The organism is Longilinea arvoryzae (assembly GCF_001050235.1).
In the GTDB taxonomy this organism is placed as follows: domain Bacteria; phylum Chloroflexota; class Anaerolineae; order Anaerolineales; family Anaerolineaceae; genus Longilinea; species Longilinea arvoryzae.
Genome location: NZ_DF967972.1, coordinates 3,859,789 through 3,877,008 on the forward strand (window position 1 = coordinate 3,859,789; position 17,220 = coordinate 3,877,008).

Here is a 17,220-nt window from a genome sequence, read left to right on the forward strand (position 1 = left end):
CCCACTCGGAAGAAGGCTGTATCTATGTCGAACATTGTAGCTGGTTTATTGATCACCCTGATCGGCATGGGATTGGTTTTCCTTTCTCTTGCCCTGCTTTGGGGTCTCATGATTTTGATGGTGAAGGTTGCCAACCGTTTCTTCCCGGATAAGGAAGAAGAAGGCGCCGGCGAAGATATCGATACCGGCGAAGAACCGCTGGAAGTCAGTGTGGACGAAGAACTGCGCGCCCAGGCTGCCGCGGCGGCAGTGGCCGTACGGCTTTCAATGGGACCGCACATCAACACCGGCGGTACTGCGGCCATGACCTTTTCACTCACTTCACAGGATAGCGCCCTCAATGCCCTGATTGCCGGCGCGCAAACACTCACCACAAGCTCCTGGCAGGCTATTCACCGCGCAAACCGCTTGAACCAGCGGTTGAATCTCTTTAGCCGGAAAGCAGGAAGGAATTAATCTCATGATTGTTCGCGTCAAAGTACAGAATAAGGAATACGAGGTCGAGATTTCCGACCTGAATGCTCGCCCGGTGCTCGCCACGGTCGAAGGTCAGACCTTCGAAGTCTGGCCGGAAGAGGCCGTTGCGGCCAGCACGCCTGCCCCGGCTGCCGCGCCCGTCGCTGCCCGCCCTGAGGTCGAAAAGCCCGCCCGCCCGGCCGCCGCGCCCGCCAATGGCGGTTCAAGCTCGGCCAATGCCGTGACGGCTCCCATCCCGGGCGTCATTGTGGCCATCGCCGTCAAGGAAGGCCAGAGTGTTGCTCAAGGTGAAGAACTGCTCACGCTGGAAGCGATGAAAATGAAAAACGCCATCCGCGCTGAACGCGCCGGTAAAATTGGCGCCATCAAAGTCTCCGTTGGCGACCACGTCCGCCACGGCCAGGTGCTGGTGGAATACAGCGCGTAACAGGGAGCCGCAATGGATTTTACCCAGGTTATTCAATTCCTTACGAAAGGGTTCACCGATTTCACCTGGGCGGATGGCGTGATGATCATCATCGGTTGTCTGTTGATCTATCTGGCCATCGCCAAGGAAATCGAACCTGTACTGTTGCTCCCCATCGGGATTGGTTGTGTATTTGCCAATCTGGGGATGTCCGCCTATCAGGAAGGGGGCTGGCTCAAGGTAATCTATGACGCCGGCATCAAGACTGAACTGTTCCCGCTGCTCATCTTCGTCGGCGTGGGCGCCATGATCGACTTCCGGCCGCTGCTGGCCATGCCCAAAATGGCCTTGTTGGGCGCAGCCGGTCAGTTCGGCATCTATGGCACGCTCCTGCTGGCCATCCTGCTCGGCTTCACCATCCCCCAGGCGGCTTCCATTGGCGTCATCGGCGCCATCGACGGCCCGACTGCCATTTTCGTTACCACCAAACTGGCCCCGGATATGCTCGGGCCCGTAGCTGTGGCCGCCTACTCTTACATGAGCCTGATCCCGATCATCCAGCCGCCGATCATGAGGCTGCTCACCACCAAGCGTGAACGGCAGATCAAAATGGAATATGCGCCCATCCCGGTCTCTAAGATGGCCGTCGTCCTCTTCCCGATTGTGGTGACCGTGGTGATCAGCCTGATCGCCCCGGATGCCGCTCCCCTGATCGCGTCCCTGATGCTGGGCAACCTGATCAAGGAAAGCGGTGTGATCGACCGCCTGAGCAAGTCGGTGCAGAACGAAATCATCAACGTTTCCACGCTGTTCCTCGGTCTGGCCATCGGCGCCACCATGACCTCCGAGAAATTCCTCTTCAACGCCGCAGCACCCGCGGGGCAGCAGATTCAATATCAGACCTTGATGATCCTGGGCCTTGGCCTGCTGGCCTTCGTCATCGATACGATTGCCGGACTGCTCTTCGGCAAATTGATGTGCGTGATGAGCGGCCACAAGATCAACCCGCTCATCGGCGCGTGCGGCATCAGCGCCTTCCCGATGGCCGGCCGTCTGGCCGCCAAAATGGCGCAGGATGAAGATTACACCAACTTCATCCTCATGCATGCCATGGGCTCGAATACGGCCGGTCAGCTCGGCAGCGTCATCGCTGGCGGCTTGCTGCTGGCCCTGGTAAGGGGTCTCGGCTTCGGCTAAACCACCCCCTGTCGAACCTTCAACAGACGGCGCTTCATACGGAGCGCCGTCTGTTTCGTTAATCGGTCAACGGGTTCAGCGACGCGGATGCGAAAAATGATTGTTAAAAAACGCAGTGTTCCGGTTTGCGCTACCGGAACACTGCGTAATTTATTAACATTTGTCTTACAATAATTTCTTACTGTTCAACGGCGGAATGGGCCGGGTCTTCTCAGGCTCATCCACATCCAATCGATAACCCACCCCACGCACGGTTTTGATATAACGCGGATGACGCGGGTCATCCTCCACGGCCTGACGCAGCCAGGAAACGTGAACGTCCAGGGTTCGCGTGTCTCCGGTGTAATTCGTATCCCACACCATGCTGAACAACCGCTCGCGTTCGATGACCACCCCGCGCTGCTCCATCAGAATTTTCAACAGCGTCACCAGACGCGGTGTGAGGCTGGACTGGCGTCCACCGCAGCGCACCCAGCGCTGGTCGACATCCAGGCTGATCGGCCCGGCGCGCATCACCGCCTTTTGCTCCGTTGGCAGGAGCGGCTTGATCCGGTTCAACAATTTTTGCAGCGTAAATGGCAAATTCAGAACTACATTGGCGTCGATCTTATCGATTGGCTCTGAATTTTGTTCCAAAATCAGCACAATCGGAACGCTCGGCGCTTCCTGGCGCAGCGACATGCAGATGCGTTTGCCGCTGGTGCGCATGGTTGCCGCATTGACGACCACCAGGTCGGGGCGGCTCTCCTGCAGGCGCGTCAGTGCGGCGCTTCCGCTGGCCACTGTTTCCACCTGAAAGCCTTTTTTGGTCAGCCCGGCGACAAAGGAGGGACCGTCGTTGCGTTTTCCTTCGATGAGTAGAATTTTAGCTGTCATGAACATCACCACCGGTTTTGCGCATTTTTGTAACTCCTGGTCACGGGACCCTGGAAAGTATAAACCAAAACTACCGGAAAAAGGGTTCGTTCCGGCGTGTCAGTTCTGAAAAATGCAATCAACAAAAACTGCTCCCTAAAGGAGTGACACCGCCGCCGATGTTAGGTCCCCTATTTATGCGTGGCAGAAGGCTGCGGAGTCAATAAGTAACCTGGTACCCGAGTTCCAGTATTATACCTTATAACTTAAGAAAAGATTTAGCGTTTATTCTCTTAATATTTGTTAATTATTAAATACGGGTTTCAGGCGCCGGCTTCCCGCGCGTGCGCGAGGGTTATTTCGGTTGCATCCCATTTCCCGCCGTGTTAGAATATTGATACGATTTACCTGTAGCCCGTCAAGGGAGGTTTTTTTCTATGCCTAGGATGGTTGAAGTAGTCATCGACTCCGTGCGCGTCAGTCTTACCAACCAACAGCGCATTGTCGTGCTGCGTGAACTGAATACCGACCGCTACCTGCCGATCTGGATCGGGCCGTATGAAGCTGAGGCGATCACGATCGCTTTACAGGAGATCGAGGTTGCCCGCCCGCAAACCCATGATTTATTGAAAAACATCCTGACAAATCTGGATGCCCAACTCGTTCGCGTCGAGGTGCTTTCCCTGCGCGAGGACGTATTCTACGGAAATTTAGTGGTCGAGGTGAACGGCCAGACCGTGAACATCGACTCACGGCCATCGGACGCGCTGGCTCTGGCCGTCCGCGCCCATGTGCCCATCCTGATTGCCCGCGAGGTGATGGACGCGGCCGGCGTCATTCCCGAGCAGGACATCGAACCCACCGAATCCAAACCCGCGCCGTCCGCACCGGCTGAGCCCGAATCCGAAGGGGAAGGCGAAGACCGCCTGTCGATTTTCGAAGATTTCCTCTCCAACATCAACATGGATGATCTTACCCAACCCTCCGATGATGAGGACGACGAGGAAAAACCGGACGAGGGGGGGCCTGAACCTGAAAAATAAGCTCACCTCCGCCGGGGCTCCACGCAAAGCCCCGGTGGTTTTTCAATCATCCAGGCCCTTTTTCTTCGAGTGATCGCAATAACGGAAACAACTCATGACTGATTTCCCTCCGCCCATGGACGAAGCCCCCTCCACCGATTACCAGGCGCAACCCCACAACCGCGAAGCCGAAGAGGCCGTCCTGGGTGCCGTTTTGATCAATTCGGAAGTCTATTACGACGTCGCCCAGCAGCTCCAGGCGGATGATTTTTACATTGTGCGCAACCGCTGGATCTGGGAGGCCTTTTCGCACCTGCACGACCAGCGCCTGCCCATCGATTATCTGACCGTCTGTAATGAGCTGGAAGAACGCACCCAGCTCGCCGAGGCCGGCGGACCGGCCTACATCACGACCCTGCTTAACCAGACCCCGACATCCCTGCACGCCGAGGCGTACGCGAAGATCGTCGCCGAGCAGGCGGTGCGCCGCCGCATGCTGGCCGCCGCCAATGAACTGGCCCGTCAGGCTTACAATCAGGAGCAAACCGTCGATACCATCATCGACGAAGCCGAAAAATCGATCTTCGGGTTGAGCGAACGCCGCGCCCGACGCGATGTCCAGCCCATCCAGCAGGTGCTCAGCGAGTACTACGACCGCGTCGACCAGCTTTCGCAGCGCGATGAAGAGATCTTCGGCGTGCCGACCGGCCTGGCGGATCTGGACAAGTTGCTCGGCGGTCTGCAAAAGTCGGACCTGCTGATCATCGCCGGACGCCCAGGCATGGGTAAAACCGGTTTCATGCTTTCGGTGGCCAAGAACGCCGCCCAGAAGCACAAGAAGCACGTGGCCATGTTCTCGCTCGAAATGTCCGCCGAACAGCTTGTTCAGCGCCTCATCGCACAGGAGACCGGCCTGGACACCCAAAAATTGCGCACCGGCAAGTTGAGCGACAACGAATGGCCGGTTTTCATTCACGCCATCGAAGTGCTTTCCGATACGAACATCTGGCTGGACGATACGCCTGGCCTGACCCCCATGCAGCTGCGCACCAAATGCCGGCGCCTGCACCTCGAGTACAACCTCGACCTGGTCATCGTGGACTACCTGCAATTGATGTCAGGCGATACGCGTAACGATAACCGCGTGCAGGAAGTTTCCTACATTTCACGCAACCTCAAGACATTGGCGCGCGAATTGAACGTCCCCGTGCTGGCGGCGGCGCAGCTCTCGCGCGCGGTCGAGCAGCGCGCCGACAAACGCCCCGTGCTTTCCGACCTGCGCGAATCCGGTTCGTTGGAACAGGACGCCGACATCGTCATGTTCATTCACCGGCCGGATGCGCTGGAAAAGGACAGCCCGCGCGCCAACATGGCCGAGATTATCGTGGCCAAACACCGCAATGGCCCCACGCACCCCGGCATCGAGCTGTTCTTCCGCTCGAACCTGGCGCGCTTCGAAAACGCCGCCACTGTGCCCGGCCCCAATGGCCCACCCCACCGCTAGAAGGGCTGAAGCATGCCATTCAACGGTTTCCCAGACGGCAAGACTCACCTGACGCGCATCCCGGCGGCCTTCTTCAGCGAGCTGCTGCCGCAGATCGATCACCTCGGCGAGCTGAAAGTGACCCTGTATATTTTCTGGCTGCTCGATCGGCAGGAAAGCAGCCCGCGCTACGCGAGTGTGGCCGAGATGCTCGCCGACGAGCGCTTCATGGCTTCATTGGGCGCCACGCCGGAAGAGGCCCAAAACGCCCTGCTGGACGCGCTGGAACAGGCCGTGCAGCGCGGAACCCTGTTGTGCGTGGAAATGGAGGGCGGTAAACCGGAAGAACGCCTGTACTTCCTCAATACACCGCGCGGCCGGGCTGCAGTTCGGGCGCTGCGTGCCGGACAATGGGCGCCGCCCTCGGGCGCGCGCCCACTGGCGGTCTTGGCGGATGAACGCCCCAACATTTTCCGCCTGTATGAAGAGAACCTCGGCCCGCTGACTCCGCTGATTGCGGAGGAACTCCAGGCCGCCGAAAAGGAATTCCGCGCAGATTGGATCGAAGATGCCATTCGGATCGCAGTGAAGCGCAACGCGCGCAACTGGCGTTACGTCGAAGCCATTTTGCGATCCTGGCAGGAGAAGGGACGCGATGAAGAAGATCGGAGAGAATCTGAAAAAGATAGCCGCCGCTACATCGAAGGAGAGTTCGGTGACTTCATCAAGCATTGAAGAAATCCTGCGCCAGAGCCAGCCCGGCGACCCCAATTGCAAAATCTGCGGGGGCCTGGGTTATGTGCGCAGAGACTTGCCCATCACCGATCCCGATTTCGGCAAGATGCAAATCTGCGTTTGCCGCCAGAAGAACGTCGAACTGGCCGCGCGTGAACGCCTCTTCCGTCTGAGCAACCTGGAAGCCTTCGACCGCATGACCTTCGACACCTTCAAGCCGCAGGGCCGCATGGGTCTGGCCGACCAGCATATCCGCTCGCTCGAATACGCGCTCAATCAATCCGCCAGCTTTGCCAAAACCCTCTCCGGCTGGCTTTTTTTGGCCGGGGGCTACGGCTGCGGCAAAACCCACCTGGCCGCTGCCATTGCCAACTATGTCGTCAGCCTGGGCGTGCCAACCCTGTTCCTCACCGTGCCTGACCTGCTGGATTGGCTGCGTTTCTCCTATGATTCGCCCGATGCCAATTTCGAGGAACGCTTCGAGGAGATACGCAACATTCGCCTGCTGGTGCTGGACGACCTGGGTACGCAGAATACGACCGCCTGGGCGCAGGAAAAGCTCTACCAGATCATCAACTACCGCTATGTCAACAAACTGCCGCTGGTCGTCACCACCAACCAGAACATGGATGAAATCGACGGCCGCATTCGTTCGCGCCTGCTGGATGCCGACATGGTCACGACTGTGCGCATCTACGCCCCTGATTATCGCACCGCCCTGCAGGATTCCTCCGAACCCCAGGTCTCGTCCCTGCCCCTGTTGAGCGACCGTACCTTTGGCAATTTCAGCCTGCGCGAATACGAGCGCCATGACCCCGAAAGTCAGCGCAGCCTCGAAAACGCCTTCCATGCCGCCCAACAGTTCGCCGAAAACCCGCGCGGCTGGCTGGTGCTGATGGGCGACTACGGCTGCGGCAAGACCCACCTGGCCGCCGCCATCGGCAATTACCGCAAGGCGTTGGGCGAAGAACCCATCTTCGTGGTCGTTCCCGACCTGCTCGATCACCTGCGGGCGGCATTCAGCCCTTCCAGCACAGTATCCTACGACCGGCGCTTCGAAGAGGTCAAGAACGCGCAATTGCTCATCCTGGATGACCTGGGAACCCAGAGCGCCAGTCCCTGGGCGCGCGAGAAACTCTACCAGTTGTTCAATTACCGCTACATGGCCCGCCTGCCAACCGTCATTACCACCTCATCCAAAATGGAAGACCTCGATCCGCGCATTCGCAGCCGCATGCTCGACAGCCGCCTGTGTGATATTTACGCCATTCTGCTGCCGGCTTACCGGACCAGTCCGGTCGAGAAACCGCGCCGCGCTGCTCGCCGCACGACGACCCATTAAACCGCCTGCGCGGCCCAATGTTTTGACAAGCCTGCCGATTTATGTTAAAATTTATCGCGTAAGGTGAATAATTACCGGGAGACCGGTCGCAGGTTGAAGTCGTACAGATTCACACGGGCTCGAAAGCCTTTGGATTGTCCTAAAACCCCGGCTGGTTTCTACAGCAGGGGTTTTTTGTTTGCAAACCTTACCAAAATGAGAACCGTTTCACAGCCTGGCTGTGCTGTATTTTGAACTTTAGAAATTGTATAAGGTAGAAGAACGAATTATGAAACAACGCACATTACGCGTGATTCCCCTGGGGGGCTTAGGGGAAGTTGGCCGCAATATGATGGCCTACGAATATGACGACGAAATCCTCGTCGTGGACACCGGAATCATGTTTCCCGAGAATGACATGCTCGGCATCGATTACATCATTCCGGATATGACCTATCTCAAACAAAACCGCGCCAAAGTGGTGGGCATCGCCATCACCCACGGCCATGAAGACCACATTGGCGCCATCCACCACGTCCTGGAGGAAATCCAGGCACCCATTTACGCCACACCGCTGACCATCGGCCTGTTGGAAGCCAAATTGGCCCGCCACGGCATGGCTTCCAAGGCTGACCTGCACACGGTGCGGGCCGGCGAAAGCGTGCAAATCGGCCCCTTCAAGGTCGAATTCTTTCACGTCTGTCATTCCATCCCGGATGGGGTTGGTTTTGGCATCGAAACGCCCGCCGGCCTGATCGTGCACTCCGGAGACTATAAATTCGATCATACGCCGGTGGATAACTGGCCGAGCGATTACGCCAAACTGGCCGATTTCAGCCAACGCGGCGTCCTGGCCTTGTTCGCCGACTCGACCAATGCCGACCGCCCGGGGTGGACGCCTTCCGAACGGGTCATCGACGGCGCCTTCGACCAGGTTTTCAGCCAGGCCACGGGGCGCATCATCATCGCCAGCTTCGCTTCGCTGGTATCGCGCATGCAGCAGGTGGCCAACGCCGCCCAACGCTACAACCGCAAGGTGGCCTTCGTGGGCACCAGCATGTTGGATAACATGCGCATCAGCCGCAAGCTGGGTTACCTCGATATTCCCGATGATTTGATGGTCAGCATCGAGCAGGCGCGCAGCCTACCCGCCCGGGATGTGGTGATCATGTGCACCGGGTCGCAGGGCGAGCCCTCCTCGATCCTGGGCCGGCTTTCCACCGGCACCAACCGCCTCTTCGATATCGTAACCGGCGATACCGTCGTGCTTTCATCGCGCCCGATTCCAGGCAACGAAGAGAATGTCTACCGCACCATCAACCGGCTCTTCCAACGCGGCGCCAACGTGATCTATGAGAATATTGCCCCGGTGCATGTCTCCGGGCACGCCAGCCAGGAAGAGATGAAACTGCTCATGCACCTGGTCCGCCCGAAATACTTCGTGCCCATCCACGGTGAAATCCGTCACCTCAAGCAGCACGCCATCCTCGCGGAAACGGTCGGCATCCCGGCTGAGAACATCGCAATTCTCGAAAACGGCCAGGTGCTCGAATTTGTGGACGGCGAGATGCACATGGGCGAACGCGTACCCACCTCCTACGTCTTCGTGGATGGCACCGGCGTCGGAGATGTCAGCGCCGAAGTGATGCGCGAACGCGAAGCGCTTTCACGGGACGGCATCGTGCTGGTCAACCTGCGCCTGGCGCGCGACAACAACCGCCTGCTCAGCGAGCCTGAGATCTTGAGCAAAGGTTTTGTCATCGCCCAGGATTCGGATGAGATTTTCAACTCCGCGCGCCGCAAGGTGACCGAAACCGTGTCCCGCGCCAACGGCAACCTGCAAAAGGATGTGGAAGAATCGGTTGGCGACTACCTCTACAGTGAAACCCACCGCCGCCCGATGATCTTCGTCACTGTCTCGCGTTTCTAGCTCAAGCTTTTCGAAACGGAAAGGAGTTGCTCCATAAATTGGAACAACTCCTTTTTTGTGTATTTCCATGGAAAAGTAGAAATCTCGATCGTGGCGATTTCACTTTTCTTAACTTGTTTTAACCGGCGCGCGAAAGACTTATAATCATTCTAAACGGACCATCCCGGCCGTGGTCAATTTCGATAGGGATAATTCATGAATTACCCCTACAGAAATTGTCTTTGATCTTACCTTTTTGAAGCCGTCTTCTCCACGATGAAAAAGATATCTTCTGGCCTGATTTTCTGCCTGCTCGCCGCGCTCCTCACCGGCTGCGCCTCGCCCACACCTGATCTGGCCGCGACGGTGCAAAAAGCCGTCATCGAGACTTATGTGGCCCTCACGTTTGCACCGACCGCCACGGTTCTGGCCACGCCGACGCCCTTCGCCACCCCAGGCTCAACGATCACCCCGACCGAGACGGCTACGGATACGGGCGTCCCCACCGAAACCCTGTTCCCTACCGAGACCCTCATTCCGATTGATACTCTGACGCCTCAACCCGGTGCGACCCGCACGCTTGGACCTCTGGACGGCACCGTCTGGCAGATCGACCTGCACATGCACACCACCTGCTCGGATGGCGATAACACCTACGAAGAGATGGTGCAGGGAGCGTTGGATTTGGGACTGGATTTGATTGCCATCACCGATCATATCGTCTGCCCGGATGTCACTCAGGCCTGCCTGAATGAAACCCGATTGGTCTGCATCCCCGGCCAGGAAGTCTCTTCGGATCAGCACATCGTCGGCCTGGGCGTAACCCAGTATATTTCCCCCGGCCAACCCTATGCCGATATCGTGACCGCCATCCACAATCAGGGCGGGCTGGCCATAGCCGCCCATCCGTATACGCGCCCCTGGGTGTTCGATGAAGCCACGCTGTACGGCATTGGATTCGACGCGATGGAGTGTTGGATGTCGAATGCCGAAGATAACCAGCATCAGATCGAACTCGGCGCGCAAAATAACATCGCCTGCACCTACGACAGCGACGCGCACGAAGTCCTGGATTTGGGCACCCGCTACATGGACTGTTCCGTCCCAATTTACAATCTGAGCGACCTGAACTCCGCCCTGCACAGCAATCTGTGCGCACCGCGCCAGCAATGAAGCCACCCGAGTACGGATTTATTCCCGTTTGATCACGATCGTGGTGAAGTCATCCTGATGCGGTTTCTCGCCGCTGTGCGCCTGGACCGCATTCCACAGGCGCTCGCAAATCACATTCCCTCTTTCGCGCCGGCTGGAGATCAGGCTTTGCTTTACCGCGGCCAGGCCGAATTCCTGACCGTCTGGATTCAAAGCCTCGGTCAGGCCGTCGCTATACAGCAGGGCCAGACCGCCCTCCGGAAGTTGAACCATCTGCTGGTCGATCTGGATTTCCTCGAAGATGCCTAAAGATTGCCCGTTTTGAACCGGCAACGCGATGAATTCGCCCCCGGGATCCAGGACGATCGGCGGGAAATGCCCGGCGCGGGAATATTCCAAAAGGCCGCTTTGAAAATTGAGGACGCAGTACAGCAGAGTCACGAACATGCCGCCCGCGTTCATGTTTCGCAGGTAGCGGTTGACGTTCCGCAGAATGGCATGTTGGTTTTGGTTCTTTCCCGTCTCGGCGCGCACCAGGCTGAAGGTCAGCGCCATAAAGAGCGCCGCCGGCAGCCCCTTATCCGACACATCCCCGATGACGACGCACAGACGGTGATTGTCCAGGGGAATGAAATCATAGAAGTCCCCGCAAACCGTGCGTGCCGGAATCATCAGGGCGCCGAAATCATAACCGGGCGCGGACGGCAGCCTGGCCGGCAGGATGCTTTGCTGCGTCTGACGCGCGATTTCGACCTCATCTTCCAGTAATTTCAGCAAGCGTTGGGTTTCATTGAACAGACGCGCGTTTTCCAGCGAAATACTCATGCTGTTGGTCAACGCGGTCAACAGGTCGATATCCGACTGGCTGAAGGCGTTTTCGATATCCAGATTTTGCAGGCTGACGATCCCGCGCACCTCTTCGCTGACCAGCATGGGTACTCCGAGCCAGGTTTTCGGCATTTCGGTGCCGGGAACGACGTGCATTTTTCCGGCATCGACCAGCGCCTGCAAATCGCCGTAATTGAGGATCAGCGGCTTATGGGTGCGCGCGATGGCTGAACGTGAGCTGTCGATGGGCTGCCAGCCCGGGATTTCGAGGTGTTGTCCGCGTTCGATGGCATAGTGGTGATGAATGCGACCGGTTTGAGCGTCGTACTGCGAAATCATCACCACCTGGGCGTTGAAAGTGTCCCGCAGGATGTCACCCACCATGTTGTAGATGCTTTCCATGTCGCACTGGCAGGACAGGCCTTCCTGGACGCTGTTGATCAACGCCAGTTCGGCCGAGCGGCGTTTGACCACCTGGGCGTACATGCGCACGGCCAGCTTCCAATCATCCAGGCTTTCTGCTTCCATGAATTGATGAATGGTATCCTGGATTGGCGCGCGATCGGTGTGGATCTTCGATGGGTCTGGCGAGGTTGTTTTCTTGCGAGGCATGGCGTTTCTCCTCTCGATCACAACCGTAATCTTTCAGGGTCAGTTCCCGAAGGTCACTTCAGCGGTCATTCCCCAGCGAATTCCAGCCGGCGGAGCATCGATGCGGATGCGCACTTTGTACTGCACATCCCCTGATTTCTCATAATACACCCTTCCGACCGAAATTACTTCACCCGTTAATGGCACATCCGGCAGGGCATCCAATCGAATGTCGGCCGCCTGACCCTCTTTGATCTCCACCACCTTCAACTCCGTCAGGTCCGTCGTTTCGATTTCCCAGGCGCTGGTATCGGCCAGATAGGCCACCGGCTGCCCGGCTGAGAGCCACACGCCCGGGAGCATGCCGTCCGCCCAATCCATCAGCGTGCCCGCGAACGGGGCCGTCAGATCCATGTTCGCCAGCGCCTTTTGGGCGGCATCGACTTGAGCCTGAGCGGCGGCGAGACGTTTTTCAGCCTGCGCGAGCAGATCCGGGTCCGGTTGGCCATCCTTGACGTTCTCCAGAGTCCGTTGCGCTTTTGCCAGCGTTTCCTGGGCCAGGGTCAGGCCGCTTTCGGCGGCTTTTTGCCGGTTCAACAACCCGTCGCGCTCATAGAGCGCCTTCTGGTAGTCCTCTTTGGCGTTGTCATAGGTCGTCTGGGCGGACTTGCGGGTCGAGTTTTCGACATCCAGGTCCTTGTACTTGTCCAGATCTTTTTGAGCCTCATCGAGATCCGTTTTCGCCTGCTGGTAGGACTCTTCTTTATCATCCAACTGGTTACGGTAATCGCGGGTGTGGGTATCGTCGTATGCCTTTTGCGCTTCCGTCAAATGGCTCTGCGCGTCAGCCGCGCCCTGTTCGGCCTGCGCCTGCGCCAGGCCGGCGTCTTGATCCAGGTTGTCCTTTTGCTGCCGGGCAACTTCGAGTTCCAGTTCGGCGTTCTTCAAGGCGGCATCCGCCTGTTCGCGGTCGGTCAGGCTCGCCAGCACGGTCCCGGCATCGACTTTCGCGCCTGCCTCGACCGGTTGATCGCCCAGCCTGCCGCCAACGGGAAACGCCAGCGTGGCGGATTGATGGGGCACCACCCGCCCCTCCGCGATCAGGCCGGCGCCGACGGTCACGGTTGGCACCGGCGTGGCTTCAGCTCCCGCCGCGTTGAATGAAATTCCGGAGCAGGCGGTCAGGCACGCCACCCCAATCATAGAAAGAAGCAGTGCCATGATTTTGATCATCCGAAGTGCTTTCATCGTTCACCTACCTGGATGCGTTATTCATACGCCAAGATTTGCCGGATCGTCAACCGCGAGGCCGTCCGCGCCGGCATCAAAGAAGCAAGGATGGTGAAGATCACCATCAGTCCCAACCATAGGCTGATGCCCGTAAGGGTGTAGGTAACCGGAATTGGGCTGCCAAAAATCGCCTCACCGATCGCGCTCGCCAGGCCGTTGCTGACCGGGATTGCCGCCGCAAGGCTGGCCACCCAACTGAGCAAGCCCACCAGCATGCCTTCCACAATGACCATGCGTTGAATTTCGAAATCAGAGGCGCCGATGGCCCGCATGACCCCAATTTCGCGCGTGCGTTCCATGACATTCAGGCTCATCGTTCCCGAAAGGCCGATCGTCCCAACCACTGCCATCAGAATGGCCAGAAAGAGCAAGAAACCGGTCAGGGCGTTCAAGCCGGTGGCCGAATTCTTCAGAATGGATTTTCCGGCCCTCGCCTCGGATACCTGGTAGCCTCGATCGGTAAAAGCGGTTTCCAGTTTTGCCGCCAGGTCGTTCTGCTCATCCAGCGTCAGGCCGCTCCTTCGAGCCACGATCCGAAAATCCGTCGACTGGTTCCAGGTATGGGTGGCCTTTGCCAGCGGGCTGTAATTGGTAAAAGCGACCAGGCCTGTATTTTTTCCGGCAAACTGGAAAAAGCCCACCACCTGCCAGCGTATCTCCTGGCCGCCAATTTTGATCTTGATCGTGTCGCCGACCTGAACGTCCGGATACAGGTCCATGAACACCTCGTTGAGCACGATGGCATTCGCATCCTGTGGATTCAACCAGCGCCCGCGGACCAGAATCGGTTCCAACAATGCAGAGTCTTCCGGCGGGCCTTGCATCAGAATGGTCTCGCCGGGCTGATCGTCCGCTGTGACCATTTGCCCGATTGACGCCGCCCAGCCTTCGATGGATGCCACATCCGGAGATTCGCGGGCAATCTGTTCGATCTCGGTCAGGTCATACGGCTGGCTGAACGAAAGGTTTACATCGGCCATGAAGTAATGCCCAAGGCGTTCGATGTAATTCTCGATGCTGGCCCGCATATTGAAAGTCGCCACGAACATGGCGCCGCCCAACGCCAGGGTGATCAGCGTCAGGATCAGGCGCAGGCGCTTGCGGAAAACATTGCGCAGCGAGATCGAAATCGGCCGCGAGAGATGCAGGCGCTTCACCCACGCCGGTCGCCGGACCGGATTTTTGACCTCATCGCTTTCACTGCCGCTGAGCGCCTGTTGAACGGTGAGGTTCGAACCGTGCAGAATGGGGATCAGGGCCGCCGCCTGGGGGACGATCAGGGCGATCAGCGCCTGGCCCAGCACGGCCTGCGGCACCCAGCGAAAGCCGCGCGAGATGTAATTCAACTGCGGCGCCAGCCCGTCCAGTTCGCGGAAAGCCACGGCATTGGTCAGCGGGATGGCGATGAGGAAGCCAAAGGCGCTGAACAGCAGCACCAGGCCCAGGTACATGAAGATGATTTGCCCGCGCGTCGCTCCGTAACTCTTGAAAATTCCAATCTGTTCGATTTGCTGGTTGAGCAGCGCCGATAGCGTGTTGATGATCAGGAAAGCGCTCAGGAAAATAACCAGCAAACCCAACAGGAACAGGATGGCGGTCATGGCATTGACGTACAGCAGGTTGGGATGCTCCGTGGACAGGCGCACCGCTTTACTGATGGTCGGAACCCCGTTTCGACGGCAATCTTCCAGAACCGTGTTAGCCGCCACCTCGATGGCTTTCAGGTCCGATCCGTCCACGGTCGTCAACTGCAGGGTGGTCAACTGCTCGGGCAGTCTAAACAACGGAAGCGTATCCAGGGTGACATATCCCTGAATGGGCGCCAGAAAAAAGCCTGCTCCGCCGCGGTCGGCGCCCAGCGTCTGATCCTGCACGATGCCCACCAGCTTTGCCTCACGTATATCCCCGCTCGAGAGCTGAATCCGCACCTCGTCGCCGATTTTATAGGGGGTTTCATCCGCGCGGTTGACCTCGAGGACAATTTCCCGTTCCTTCGGCGGCCAGGTCCCTTCCACCAGTTTGACCTGATTGATGCTTCTTTTGGAAAAATCCCTGGCAGCCAGGATTTTGATCGGCTTCGATTGATTCGAACCGGTTTGGATGCGCAGGGTTTTGATGGCCACCCCTTCGGCCTGGCGAATTTGGGGCAGCCGCCCGAGATGGTCGATGAAATCCGGATCGAAACTCACACCCTCGATTTGAATATTCGCCGGGTTGACCGCCGCGTAGCCTTCCTTCATATCGTCGGGCATGGCCACCATAAGGACCAAGATCATGCCGACCGCAATCAGGCCGACCGCAATGGATGCCACCACCATGATCGATCGGGCGCGGTTGCCTGCGAAATCGCTCAGGATTTTCCGGGTTCGCGGTCTCACGGCTGAGTCGTCTCCTCGCCCGGGTTCGGCAAAATCTCACCATCCGACATGTGGATGATCCGGTCCATATGCTGCGCCAGGTCAGCATCGTGCGTGACCATGAGGATCGTCTTGCCCTGCGCGATCAACTCCTCGAAAAGCTGAATGATATCCTCGGCGGAACGCGAATCCAGGTTGCCGGTGGGTTCGTCCGCCACCAGAATCGGCGCATCGTTGGCCAATGCGCGCGCCACGGCCGCGCTCTGCTGCTGCCCATTCGATACCATGCCCGGGAATTTTTCCGCCTCCTTCTCCAGGCCGACCCGCGCCAATAATCCCAACGCACGGTCTTCCCGTTCGGAGGGTGTGTACAGGTGACAGAAATCCATCGGCAGCATCACATTTTCCAGCAGCGTCAGGGTGGGGAGCAACTGGAAGAATTGGAAGACGATCCCCAACATCCGCCCGCGCCATTCGGCCAGTTTGCCCTCGGCCAGCGCGTTCAACGCCTGCCCGGCCACCCACACTTCCCCGCTCGAGGGACGGTCGATGCCCGTGATCATATTCACCAGGGTCGATTTTCCGCATCCCGAGCGCCCCACCACCCCGATGAACTTGCCCTTTTCGAGTTCCAGGTTCACCTGTTTGAGCGCGTGCACCTCTCCGGAAGCCATTTTGAACACCTTGTTCAGGTCGCGCACCTCAATCAACGGGCGCCGATCGTCCCAGGTGAACTCCTGCTGGCGGAATGGGAATTTAGTCTCCATCCGTCAACGCTCCATCTCGAAGCCGGACCACGCGGTCGGCCACATGCGCGATGCCCCGGTCGTGGGTCACCATCACAATCGTCTTGCCCTGGCGGATCAACTGCTGAAATATGTCAAAAATGACCTGCGCCGTGACCGAATCCAGCCTTCCGGTGGGCTCATCCGCCACAATCAACGCCGGATCGTTGGCCAGTGCGCGCGCGATGGCGACCCGCTGTTGCTGCCCGCCGGAAATCTGGGACGGCAGCTTATTGGCATGGTCCTGCAGCTCCACCGCGCGCAGCAGATCGGCCGCGCGTTGCTGGCTCAGCCGCGGCCGGTACAGGCCGCACAGGTCCATGGGCAGCATCACGTTCTCGAGCAGCGAAAGCTTGGGAAGCAGATGAAAGGATTGGTAGATCACGCCGATGTTCTTTCCGCGCCAGCGCGAACGCTGATCTTCCGGGATCGTATGCACGCAAACGCCATCCACCCAGACCTCGCCGGATGTCAGGTGATCGGTGCCGGTAATCATGTTGACCAGCGTGGTTTTGCCCGCGCCGGATTTCCCGGTGATGGCCAGGAATTCCCCGAGCTTCACCTGTAACGAAACCTGGCTCAGGGCGCGAAAAGGCCCGGCTGGCGTTGGATAATCCTTGCACACGTTCGTGAGCTGGATCAATGCGGATGACGGTGGAGTTGTGGACATGTGAAACCAGATGCGCGTAGAAATTCGATGAAAACAAAAGACCCCGTTATGCATTAAAAATTCTACAACAAGAGTGTAAGAAATAGATCATCATTCCAAAACTTCATACCTGAAGATATTGACGTGGGAGAATATCTTCCTT

The 17,220-nt window shown here is 58.1% G+C and carries 15 protein-coding genes; 9 read left to right on the forward strand and 6 right to left on the reverse strand.

The features are described 5' to 3' along the window. The first annotated feature begins 24 nt into the window (after window positions 1–24). The 3 genes from LARV_RS17315 to LARV_RS17325 are packed head-to-tail and all read left to right on the forward strand — an operon-like array spanning window position 25 to window position 2,080. On the forward strand, window positions 25–456 hold the full coding sequence (locus LARV_RS17315; RefSeq protein WP_075074821.1) for an OadG family protein: 432 nt from the start codon (window positions 25–27) through the stop codon (window positions 454–456). 4 nt (window positions 457–460) lie between these two features. Continuing rightward, window positions 461–904 (forward strand): biotin/lipoyl-containing protein, encoded by a 444-nt coding sequence (locus LARV_RS17320; protein WP_075074822.1) that lies wholly within the window; start codon window positions 461–463, stop codon window positions 902–904. A 12-nt stretch (window positions 905–916) separates the two neighbouring features. Continuing rightward, window positions 917–2,080 (forward strand): sodium ion-translocating decarboxylase subunit beta, encoded by a 1,164-nt coding sequence (locus LARV_RS17325; RefSeq protein ID WP_075074823.1) that lies wholly within the window; start codon window positions 917–919, stop codon window positions 2,078–2,080. Window positions 2,081–2,245: 165 nt separating this feature from the next. Here the strand turns inward: LARV_RS17325 and LARV_RS17330 are convergent, their stop codons facing one another. Then, entirely contained in the window at window positions 2,246–2,956 is a 711-nt protein-coding gene (locus LARV_RS17330; protein WP_172797913.1) for a response regulator transcription factor, read from the reverse strand. 416 nt (window positions 2,957–3,372) lie between these two features. On the opposite strand from LARV_RS17330, the gene LARV_RS17335 reads away from it, so the two are divergent. The 6 genes from LARV_RS17335 (at window position 3,373) to LARV_RS17360 (ending at window position 10,578) form a co-directional block, all read left to right on the forward strand. After that, window positions 3,373–3,978 (forward strand): bifunctional nuclease family protein, encoded by a 606-nt coding sequence (locus LARV_RS17335; protein WP_083522666.1) that lies wholly within the window; start codon window positions 3,373–3,375, stop codon window positions 3,976–3,978. A gap of 94 nt (window positions 3,979–4,072) precedes the next feature. Further along, window positions 4,073–5,461, forward strand: coding sequence for a replicative DNA helicase (gene dnaB / locus LARV_RS17340; RefSeq protein ID WP_083522667.1), 1,389 nt, complete (start codon window positions 4,073–4,075; stop codon window positions 5,459–5,461). A gap of 12 nt (window positions 5,462–5,473) precedes the next feature. Beyond that, on the forward strand, window positions 5,474–6,175 hold the full coding sequence (locus LARV_RS17345; protein ID WP_075074826.1) for a DnaD domain-containing protein: 702 nt from the start codon (window positions 5,474–5,476) through the stop codon (window positions 6,173–6,175). Continuing rightward, complete coding sequence (locus tag LARV_RS17350; RefSeq protein ID WP_172797914.1) at window positions 6,156–7,517, forward strand: ATP-binding protein; 1,362 nt, start codon at window positions 6,156–6,158, stop codon at window positions 7,515–7,517. The genes LARV_RS17345 and LARV_RS17350 overlap by 20 nt, the downstream gene beginning before the upstream one ends. A 268-nt stretch (window positions 7,518–7,785) precedes the next feature. Next, window positions 7,786–9,426: a ribonuclease J gene (locus tag LARV_RS17355; protein ID WP_075074827.1), complete on the forward strand. Its 1,641-nt coding sequence runs from the start codon at window positions 7,786–7,788 to the stop codon at window positions 9,424–9,426. 255 nt (window positions 9,427–9,681) lie between these two features. Then, on the forward strand, window positions 9,682–10,578 hold the full coding sequence (locus LARV_RS17360; protein ID WP_075074828.1) for a PHP domain-containing protein: 897 nt from the start codon (window positions 9,682–9,684) through the stop codon (window positions 10,576–10,578). A gap of 18 nt (window positions 10,579–10,596) precedes the next feature. Here the strand turns inward: LARV_RS17360 and LARV_RS17365 are convergent, their stop codons facing one another. The 5 genes from LARV_RS17365 to LARV_RS17385 are packed head-to-tail and all read right to left on the reverse strand — an operon-like array spanning window position 10,597 to window position 17,078. After that, on the reverse strand, window positions 10,597–11,997 hold the full coding sequence (locus tag LARV_RS17365; protein ID WP_075074829.1) for a PP2C family protein-serine/threonine phosphatase: 1,401 nt from the start codon (window positions 11,995–11,997) through the stop codon (window positions 10,597–10,599). A gap of 39 nt (window positions 11,998–12,036) precedes the next feature. Further along, window positions 12,037–13,197: an HlyD family secretion protein gene (locus LARV_RS17370; protein WP_172797915.1), complete on the reverse strand. Its 1,161-nt coding sequence runs from the start codon at window positions 13,195–13,197 to the stop codon at window positions 12,037–12,039. A 47-nt stretch (window positions 13,198–13,244) separates the two neighbouring features. Then, on the reverse strand, window positions 13,245–15,644 hold the full coding sequence (locus tag LARV_RS17375; RefSeq protein ID WP_075074831.1) for an ABC transporter permease: 2,400 nt from the start codon (window positions 15,642–15,644) through the stop codon (window positions 13,245–13,247). After that, complete coding sequence (locus LARV_RS17380; RefSeq protein ID WP_075074832.1) at window positions 15,641–16,390, reverse strand: ABC transporter ATP-binding protein; 750 nt, start codon at window positions 16,388–16,390, stop codon at window positions 15,641–15,643. Before LARV_RS17380 ends, LARV_RS17375 begins: the two co-directional genes overlap by 4 nt. After that, window positions 16,380–17,078, reverse strand: coding sequence for an ABC transporter ATP-binding protein (locus LARV_RS17385; protein WP_075074833.1), 699 nt, complete (start codon window positions 17,076–17,078; stop codon window positions 16,380–16,382). Before LARV_RS17385 ends, LARV_RS17380 begins: the two co-directional genes overlap by 11 nt. Between the last annotated feature and the right edge of the window lie 142 nt (window positions 17,079–17,220).

Excerpts from the sequence above, each read along its gene's own strand:
- LARV_RS17315 (WP_075074821.1), top strand. The coding sequence starts at position 25 with ATGTCGAACATTGTAGCTGGTTTATTGATCACCCTGATCGGCATGGGA.
- LARV_RS17320 (WP_075074822.1), top strand. The coding sequence starts at position 461 with ATGATTGTTCGCGTCAAAGTACAGAATAAGGAATACGAGGTCGAGATT.
- LARV_RS17325 (WP_075074823.1), top strand. The coding sequence starts at position 917 with ATGGATTTTACCCAGGTTATTCAATTCCTTACGAAAGGGTTCACCGAT.
- LARV_RS17330 (WP_172797913.1), bottom strand. The coding sequence starts at position 2,956 with ATGACAGCTAAAATTCTACTCATCGAAGGAAAACGCAACGACGGTCCC.
- LARV_RS17335 (WP_083522666.1), top strand. The coding sequence starts at position 3,373 with ATGCCTAGGATGGTTGAAGTAGTCATCGACTCCGTGCGCGTCAGTCTT.
- dnaB (WP_083522667.1), top strand. The coding sequence starts at position 4,073 with ATGACTGATTTCCCTCCGCCCATGGACGAAGCCCCCTCCACCGATTAC.
- LARV_RS17345 (WP_075074826.1), top strand. The coding sequence starts at position 5,474 with ATGCCATTCAACGGTTTCCCAGACGGCAAGACTCACCTGACGCGCATC.
- LARV_RS17355 (WP_075074827.1), top strand. The coding sequence starts at position 7,786 with ATGAAACAACGCACATTACGCGTGATTCCCCTGGGGGGCTTAGGGGAA.
- LARV_RS17360 (WP_075074828.1), top strand. The coding sequence starts at position 9,682 with ATGAAAAAGATATCTTCTGGCCTGATTTTCTGCCTGCTCGCCGCGCTC.
- LARV_RS17365 (WP_075074829.1), bottom strand. The coding sequence starts at position 11,997 with ATGCCTCGCAAGAAAACAACCTCGCCAGACCCATCGAAGATCCACACC.
- LARV_RS17370 (WP_172797915.1), bottom strand. The coding sequence starts at position 13,197 with ATGGCACTGCTTCTTTCTATGATTGGGGTGGCGTGCCTGACCGCCTGC.
- LARV_RS17380 (WP_075074832.1), bottom strand. The coding sequence starts at position 16,390 with ATGGAGACTAAATTCCCATTCCGCCAGCAGGAGTTCACCTGGGACGAT.
- LARV_RS17385 (WP_075074833.1), bottom strand. The coding sequence starts at position 17,078 with ATGTCCACAACTCCACCGTCATCCGCATTGATCCAGCTCACGAACGTG.